This window comes from Nostoc sp. EspVER01, from assembly GCF_034530635.1.
In the GTDB taxonomy this organism is placed as follows: Bacteria; Cyanobacteriota; Cyanobacteriia; order Cyanobacteriales; family Nostocaceae; genus Nostoc.
In genome coordinates this window covers 43,975-51,024 of the sequence record NZ_JAVRCS010000043.1, presented here as the reverse complement: position 1 = coordinate 51,024, position 7,050 = coordinate 43,975, and the positions used below count along the sequence as shown (strand labels likewise).

Here is a 7,050-nt window from a genome sequence, read left to right as displayed (position 1 = left end):
TCCGCGCTTGGATGGCTCCTCAAGATCAACCCCACGAACAATTTGTATTCCCTGAAGAAGTTCTACCTCGCGGTAACGCTCTCTAAGAATTCAAATTTGACCATGACCTGAATTAGGGTTGTGGTTGGCGAAAATTGACAGACCTAGATAAAATAATCTCCTTTTAATCAGCCAATAAAGTGTCAATTTTCACTATTCTCCAGTAATCTCCCATCAAAGAGGTGGGAGATTTTTCTTCTATATATGGTTAATATCTCTAAATTTATATGTTATGTTAGGTGAAGGTTATGAACCCAGAGTAAATTCTCTGCCCTTTTGAAACTAAGACCGCTTAGGCAATAAGGAGGTGATGCCCATGATAGAAAGTAGTAAATGCATGGGTCATCAGGTTGCAGTTAGCCGGCTGCGCGCCGGGGCTGTTCTCTAAAAGTTAGCCTTAGTTATCTTTGAGATACTAAGTTAGCTCAAGTAGCTAGGCAAGCTCGGAGTTCCTTCCGGCAGTCTGGTTGCAACCTGAAGACCCGCTAGACCGCTCTGATTTAGATCGTCTGATCTAAATCAGGGCGGATAGTTTTTTAGGGGTGATTTTTGTTTTTTCAATGGTTGCTTTTAAAAAATAGATAGCGATGGCTGCCGTGAACAAAGGCAACCGATTTAAGTTTTCTTAAAAAGCATAAATATCTTGCCTTTAACCTTGGAGTATATGACCAAATGTGAGAAATAGCGTCTATCTACCAAGCCCTATTTAAATCTAGACACACGAATTGTGGCTTAATTTATCCTCCCATACTTTGTGTGTGGAGAATAAAAGCAGTTTGCTTTGTCAGATGCAAAATGTTGTAACAAATATATAAGTAGGAATTTCTTGATATGCCACAACTACTCACCGAAGCGGAAATTCAAGAACAGGCAAAGATTCTGTCAGATTGGACTGTTAAAGACTCCAAGTTGCAGATTACCCGCACATTCAAAGATTTTATTGCAGCAATTGAGTTTGTCAATAAGCTGGTTGAGCCGGCTGAATCAGCGGGACATCATCCAAATATAGAAATTTCCTACAATAAAGTGAAGATTACACTTACAACACATGATGCAGGCGGATTGACGCAGTCAGACTTTGATGTAGCACGGGTGATTTCCCAGATCAACTAACTGATTTCTTCTAACATCTTGCACCAGACTACAGAAAGTCACTGCGATATACGGTTTATATAGCCGAGCTAGTGTGTTCTAACTGGCATGAAATTTATACCATAGGTCAGTGGAAGAAGTGATTTTTGATGGCAAACTGCTAAATGTCTTAGGCTTTCAGCAATTTAGCCTGCATAGAGAGTGAATGACCCAAACCCTACTCCCTGCTTAGATATTTAGATAAGTCTGTGTGACAGTTATTAAGGCGATCGCTGCAATCTTGCCATCTAGATCAGATGTTTTATAATGTTATGATATAAAGATATGTTTTTGCATAAGTTAATCACATCAGTTTTTAACCCAAAGTTAATCGTTTATTAGCTTTGCAAAAACTAGAATTGTAGTAGTGACAACTATGCCTCATCCATAGGTTTCAATGAGATGTCGCATTTTCGAGAATTAGGTGTAACGAAACCAATTATCTAAACAAGGTGTGAGGAGTAAAGTGAAAATGTCTAATCTATTATGGAAATCCTTAGTGGTTAGCCCAGCAGTTTTGGGAGCAACATTGTTAGTTTCGGCAACAGCAATGGCGGCCCCAAACCCAACCACACAAGTATCAGCAGCCAAACAACTAGGTGTAACCGAAGTTGCCCAACAGCCAGAAATATTGGCTCAAACAACCATAGATCAAGTTAATCGCTACAGCAGTGAAGGCAACCAAGGTAATTCTCAGTCTCAAGTAACATCGGTTTCTCAATTTTCCGATGTACAACCTACTGACTGGGCATTCCAAGCATTGCAGTCCTTGGTTGAACGCTATGGTTGTATTGCAGGTTATCCAAATGCGACTTATCGCGGTAATCGTGCTTTGACCCGTTATGAATTTGCCGCTGGTTTAAATGCCTGTTTGGATCGGGTTAACGAATTGATTGCCACAGCAACCGCTGACTTGGTAACAAAACAAGATTTAGCCACCTTACAACGGTTGCAAGAAGAATTTTCCGCAGAATTGGCAACCCTACGTGGTCGTGTAGATTCCTTAGAAGCGCGGACTGCTGAATTGGAAGCGAATCAGTTCTCCACCACCACAAAACTAGTCGGTGAAGCCATTTTTGGTGTTACTGATGTGTTTGGAGGTAACACTGGTGACAACAACAATACTGTCTTCCAAAACAGAGTACGTTTAGACTTGCAAACCAGCTTCACTGGTAAAGACGTTTTACATACTCGTCTCGCAGCTGGTAATGCAACAGCCTTTACACAATTTGACAACGCTAATAATCCACTCAATACTGCTGAAGGCACACAAACATTTCAAGCTGGTATCGGCGATGGTAACAACAGTGTCAAGATAGACCGCTTGACTTATGAAGCTCCCGTAGGCCCAGCCCAAGTTTACCTCGCAGCTAGTGGTGGACGACACAGCCATTATGCTGCTGTCAACAATCCTTACTTTTTTGATAATACTGACGGTGGTAACGGTGCTTTATCTACCTTTGCTTCTGAAAGTCCCATCTATAGGATTGGTGGCGGTGCTGGTATAGCGCTCAATCTGCCCCTTGGTAAAGGTGGTGGTATTTTAGGAAATAGCTCAATCACTGCGGGTTACTTGGCATCACAAGCTAACGATCCTGCTCTTAGTTCAGGTCTGACCAACGGCGACTATGCCGCTTTAGGACAGTTGAACTTTAGTGTAGGCGATCGCGTAGCTTTAGCTGCTACCTACGTCCACGGATATAGTGCCAGTGGTGCTTTATTCGACTCTGGTACAGACGGAACAACTGGAGGTTTTGATGTAGGTACTGGACAAGCTAACTTTTTAGGTAATGCAGCCGGTCTAGCAGGAGGTGTAGCAACCCCAGCTAGCAGCAACTCCTACGGTGTGTCGGCTGCGTTTAGACCTAGCGACAAACTATCCATTAGTGGATTCGTCTCTTACCATGACGTTACAGGTGTCGGTGCAGGTGATGATTATCAAGCTTGGAGCTACGGTTTAGGGGTAGCCTTACCTGATTTCGGTAAAAAAGGTAACGTTTTAGGTGTTTTTGCTGGTGCAGAACCTTATTCCTTTAACCGCCCAGGTTTTGGTGGCAACAATGATATACCCTACCACTTTGAAGGCTTCTACAAGTATCGTGTGTCGGATAACATCTCTGTAACTCCTGGTGTAATCTGGTTGACCTCTCCTGGTCAAAACAGCGATAATGATGATGCTATTATCGGTACGCTCAGAACTACTTTCACCTTCTAGAGTGTTGATTATCTGCTGACAAATTTGAACTCTATTTCTCCCCGCCATTAGGTGGGGTTTTTTGTTTTCGATAATAATAATGGATAAACCCCAGTAGTTAACCGGAGTATAATAGAAAAGTTAGGAGTTAGAAGTTATGAGTTATGGCGGGTTTGAGATGAATAGACCAGAGTAATACCCACTCTACAAGTGACTTACGCCGCAAGCAGCTTTTTATGAGCGAGCTTTTTTAGTAGAAGTTGGCGGTATAAAGCTACATATTGCGTAGTATCTTAATTCTACCAATTTGAGATTTTGAATTTTGGATTTGAGATTGAAGGAAAAAGCGTTCGACTGAGCGCTCACGCCGAAATCTCAAATCCAAATTGAATGACTCCTAACTCCTAATTTCTACCCCTAACTTAATTGCTGCTTGTGGAACTATCCTGTAAATCAGAATACGCAATTCTCGCCTTATTAGAGATGGCTGCTCATTACGAAAGCGGCGAACCGCTGCAAATTCGACAAATTGCAGCACAACAAAACATACCCGATCGCTATCTGGAACAGCTACTAGCAACCTTGAGGCGTGGCGGTATAGTTAAAAGTCAGCGTGGATCAAAAGGTGGCTATCTATTAACGCGAGAACCTCGAAAAATCATCCTTTTTGAAATTTTAGAATGTTTAGAAGGGTTAGAAGCGCGGGCTGGTGAAGAAAACGTTAATTCCAAAAGCATAGACAGTTCAGTTATAGAAGAAATTTGGCAAGAAGCAAGTCGCGCGGCAAATTCAGTCTTGCAAAAATATACGCTCCAGGATCTTTGTGAAAAACGAGATTCGCGGCGCCAATTAGATATCATGTACTACATTTAGTCAAGAGTCATTTGTCATTTGCTGATGACTAATGACCAATAACAAATAATTAATAATTAAGGACCAATTTATGCGAATAGCTCGTAACATTACAGAACTTGTTGGTCGTACACCCCTAGTACAGTTGAACCGCATTCCTCAAACAGAAGGATGTGTTGCGGATATTGTGGTGAAACTGGAAAGTATGAACCCATCGGCATCAGTTAAAGACCGGATTGGGGTAAGTATGATTAACGCCGCAGAGGAGGAGGGGCTAATTACTCCTGGGAAGACAGTATTGGTAGAACCCACTTCTGGAAACACCGGTATTGCCCTAGCAATGGCAGCAGCCGCTAAGGGTTATCAATTAATTTTGACAATGCCAGAAACGATGAGTGGAGAGCGTCGGGCAATGTTGCGAGCTTATGGAGCAGAACTGGAACTAACACCAGGAATGGAAGGCATGAGTGGGGCAATTCAACGAGCGCAGCAAATAGTTAATACTACACCAAATACCTATATGTTGCAGCAGTTCCGCAATCCAGCTAATGCAAAAGTGCATCGGGAAACTACAGCGCTTGAAATCTGGGAAGATACCGATGGACAAGTTGATATCATTGTGGCGGGAGTGGGTACAGGTGGTACGATCACTGGTGTAGCAGAAGTGATTAAAGCACGCAAGCCTAATTCCAAGGCGATCGCAGTTGAACCAGCCAATAGCCCAGTTTTATCTGGGGGACGACCAGGACCCCACAAAATCCAGGGAATTGGTGCTGGGTTTATTCCCCAAGTATTAAAGATAAAATTGATTGATGAAGTGATTACTGTCACCGATGAAGATGCGATCGCTTATAGTCGGCGTTTGGCAAAAGAAGAAGGGCTATTATCTGGCATTTCCAGTGGAGCAGCTTTATGTGCAGCAATTCGCGTCGCCCAACGTCAAGAAAATAAGGGACGTTTAATTGTGATGATTCAGCCTAGCTTTGGTGAGAGGTATTTGAGTACACCGTTGTTCCAAGACCTGGACGCAAGGTTAGCCACTAGCGTCAGTTAACGATACATTGAATTAATGGTCAATTCTAAGCACGTTTCTAACCATTACGAAACTCTCAAAGTTAGTCCAAGTGCAAGCCTTGCGGAGATTAAGCAAGCTTATCGCCGCTTGGTTAAATTGTTTCATCCTGACAGTAATCAGGAAACAGCCGATCGCGAGCAAATTATCCGCATCAATGCAGCTTATGAAGTTTTAGGCGACAACCAAAATCGCCGCAATTATGACCAAGAACTGCAACATGACTCCCAAAAATTAAATAGCGATCGCCAACAACGTACAGCATCAGCCCAAAACCATTACCAGACAAGACGAAAAACTGGACGGGATGTTGACGAGCAAGTTGAAGAATGGCTGCGCCAAGTTTACCAACCAGTAAATCGCTTGCTTTGTACAATTCTTTATTCGTTAGAAGAACAAATGGAGCAATTAGCTGCCGATCCCTTTGATGATGAGTTGTTAGATGAATTTCAGGAATACTTAAAAACCTGTCGAGATGACCTCAAGCAGGCACAAACTACTTTTCGCTCCCTGCCAAATCCCCCTAGTCTCGCAAGAACGGCGGCTCACCTTTACTACAGCCTCGATCAAGTAGCAGATGGACTCGATGAATTAGGTTATTTTCCTTTGAACTACGATGAGCGTTATTTACACACAGGTCATGAACTATTCCGTATAGCTTCGAGATTGCACTGTGAAGCACAAGCGTCTGTTACATAGTTATTGGGCATTGGGCATTGGGCATGGGTCAATATCGCTTGATATCAAAGGATAAATGACCAAGGACAAACGACTAATGACGAAGAATTTAGTTTATGCTGGAAGCAGAAAAAGATTAAGAAAGTTTAAATTCTGCTCATAGTGTACTCATGCCATGTATTGTTAATCGCCGCGCCCAGTTTGCAGCAAGTCATCGTTATTGGTTACCAGAACTGAGTGAAGCCGAGAATATTGAGAAATTTGGTGCTGGTTCTAGATTTCCAGGACACGGGCATAACTATGTCTTATTCATCTCCCTAGCCGGGGAATTGGATGAATATGGTATGGTGCTGAACTTGTCTGATGTGAAACACGTAATTAAACGGGAAGTTACCAGTCAATTGGACTTCTCTTATCTCAATGATGTATGGGCAGAATTTCAACAAACTCTGCCTACCACTGAGAATATTGCACGGATTATCTGGCAACGGCTAGCACCTCATTTGCCTCTAGTCCGTGTGCAGTTATTTGAACATCCTGAACTTTGGGCAGATTATATGGGAAACGCAATGGAAGCTTACCTCACCATCAGTACTCACTTTAGCGCCGCCCATCGGCTAGCTCATCCTAAACTCAGTAACGAAGAAAACACTGAGATTTATGGTAAGTGCGCTCGTCCCAACGGTCACGGACACAACTACCATTTAGAAGTCACTGTCAAAGGAAAAATTGACCCGCGTACTGGCATGATTATTGATTTAGGTGCCCTGAATCAAGTGGTAGAAGATTATGTGTTAGATCCATTCGATCACACATTTTTAAACAAAGATATTCCCTACTTTGCCGAAGTTGTACCCACTGCTGAAAATATCGCACTTTACATTAGTAATTTACTGCGATCGCCCATTCAGGAATTGGGAGCTAAACTTTACAAAGTAAAATTGATTGAAAGTCCTAATAACTCCTGCGAAATCTACTGTACGGAGTCTGAATCAGATTCTGTCAGCGCATCCGTGAATCAGCCAGTATTAGCACAAGTTTAGCTAATTGCAAATTAGGCATAGGACATAGGGAATTTATCTCA

The 7,050-nt window shown here is 42.5% G+C and carries 6 protein-coding genes and 1 pseudogene; all 7 read left to right on the top strand.

The window, feature by feature from the left end:
- Positions 1 to 86 (top strand): annotated as a pseudogene (locus RMX69_RS25425) (photosystem II protein D2); the annotation flags it as partial.
- 784 nt (positions 87 to 870) lie between these two features.
- Entirely contained in the window at positions 871 to 1,152 is a 282-nt protein-coding gene (locus RMX69_RS25420; RefSeq protein WP_322639096.1) for a 4a-hydroxytetrahydrobiopterin dehydratase, read from the top strand.
- A 490-nt stretch (positions 1,153 to 1,642) separates the two neighbouring features.
- A complete protein-coding gene (locus tag RMX69_RS25415) occupies positions 1,643 to 3,385 on the top strand; it encodes an iron uptake porin (RefSeq protein ID WP_322639095.1) in 1,743 nt (580 codons plus the stop codon).
- Between the two features lie 414 nt (positions 3,386 to 3,799).
- Positions 3,800 to 4,237 carry an RrF2 family transcriptional regulator gene (locus RMX69_RS25410; protein ID WP_094352153.1) on the top strand — a complete coding sequence of 146 codons (438 nt, stop codon included), beginning with the start codon at positions 3,800 to 3,802 and terminating at the stop codon, positions 4,235 to 4,237.
- 70 nt (positions 4,238 to 4,307) lie between these two features.
- Positions 4,308 to 5,270: a cysteine synthase A gene (gene cysK, locus RMX69_RS25405; RefSeq protein ID WP_289798689.1), complete on the top strand. Its 963-nt coding sequence runs from the start codon at positions 4,308 to 4,310 to the stop codon at positions 5,268 to 5,270.
- Between the two features lie 15 nt (positions 5,271 to 5,285).
- Positions 5,286 to 5,987: a J domain-containing protein gene (locus RMX69_RS25400; RefSeq protein WP_322639094.1), complete on the top strand. Its 702-nt coding sequence runs from the start codon at positions 5,286 to 5,288 to the stop codon at positions 5,985 to 5,987.
- Between the two features lie 149 nt (positions 5,988 to 6,136).
- Positions 6,137 to 7,009, top strand: coding sequence for a 6-carboxytetrahydropterin synthase (locus RMX69_RS25395; protein WP_322639093.1), 873 nt, complete (start codon positions 6,137 to 6,139; stop codon positions 7,007 to 7,009).
- Positions 7,010 to 7,050 lie beyond the last annotated feature (41 nt).

Bases quoted from the DNA above. Each gene is read 5' to 3' on its own strand.
- RMX69_RS25415 (WP_322639095.1), top strand. From the start codon at position 1,643: ATGTCTAATCTATTATGGAAATCCTTAGTGGTTAGCCCAGCAGTTTTG.
- RMX69_RS25395 (WP_322639093.1), top strand. From the start codon at position 6,137: ATGCCATGTATTGTTAATCGCCGCGCCCAGTTTGCAGCAAGTCATCGT.
- RMX69_RS25400 (WP_322639094.1), top strand. From the start codon at position 5,286: ATGGTCAATTCTAAGCACGTTTCTAACCATTACGAAACTCTCAAAGTT.
- cysK (WP_289798689.1), top strand. From the start codon at position 4,308: ATGCGAATAGCTCGTAACATTACAGAACTTGTTGGTCGTACACCCCTA.
- RMX69_RS25420 (WP_322639096.1), top strand. From the start codon at position 871: ATGCCACAACTACTCACCGAAGCGGAAATTCAAGAACAGGCAAAGATT.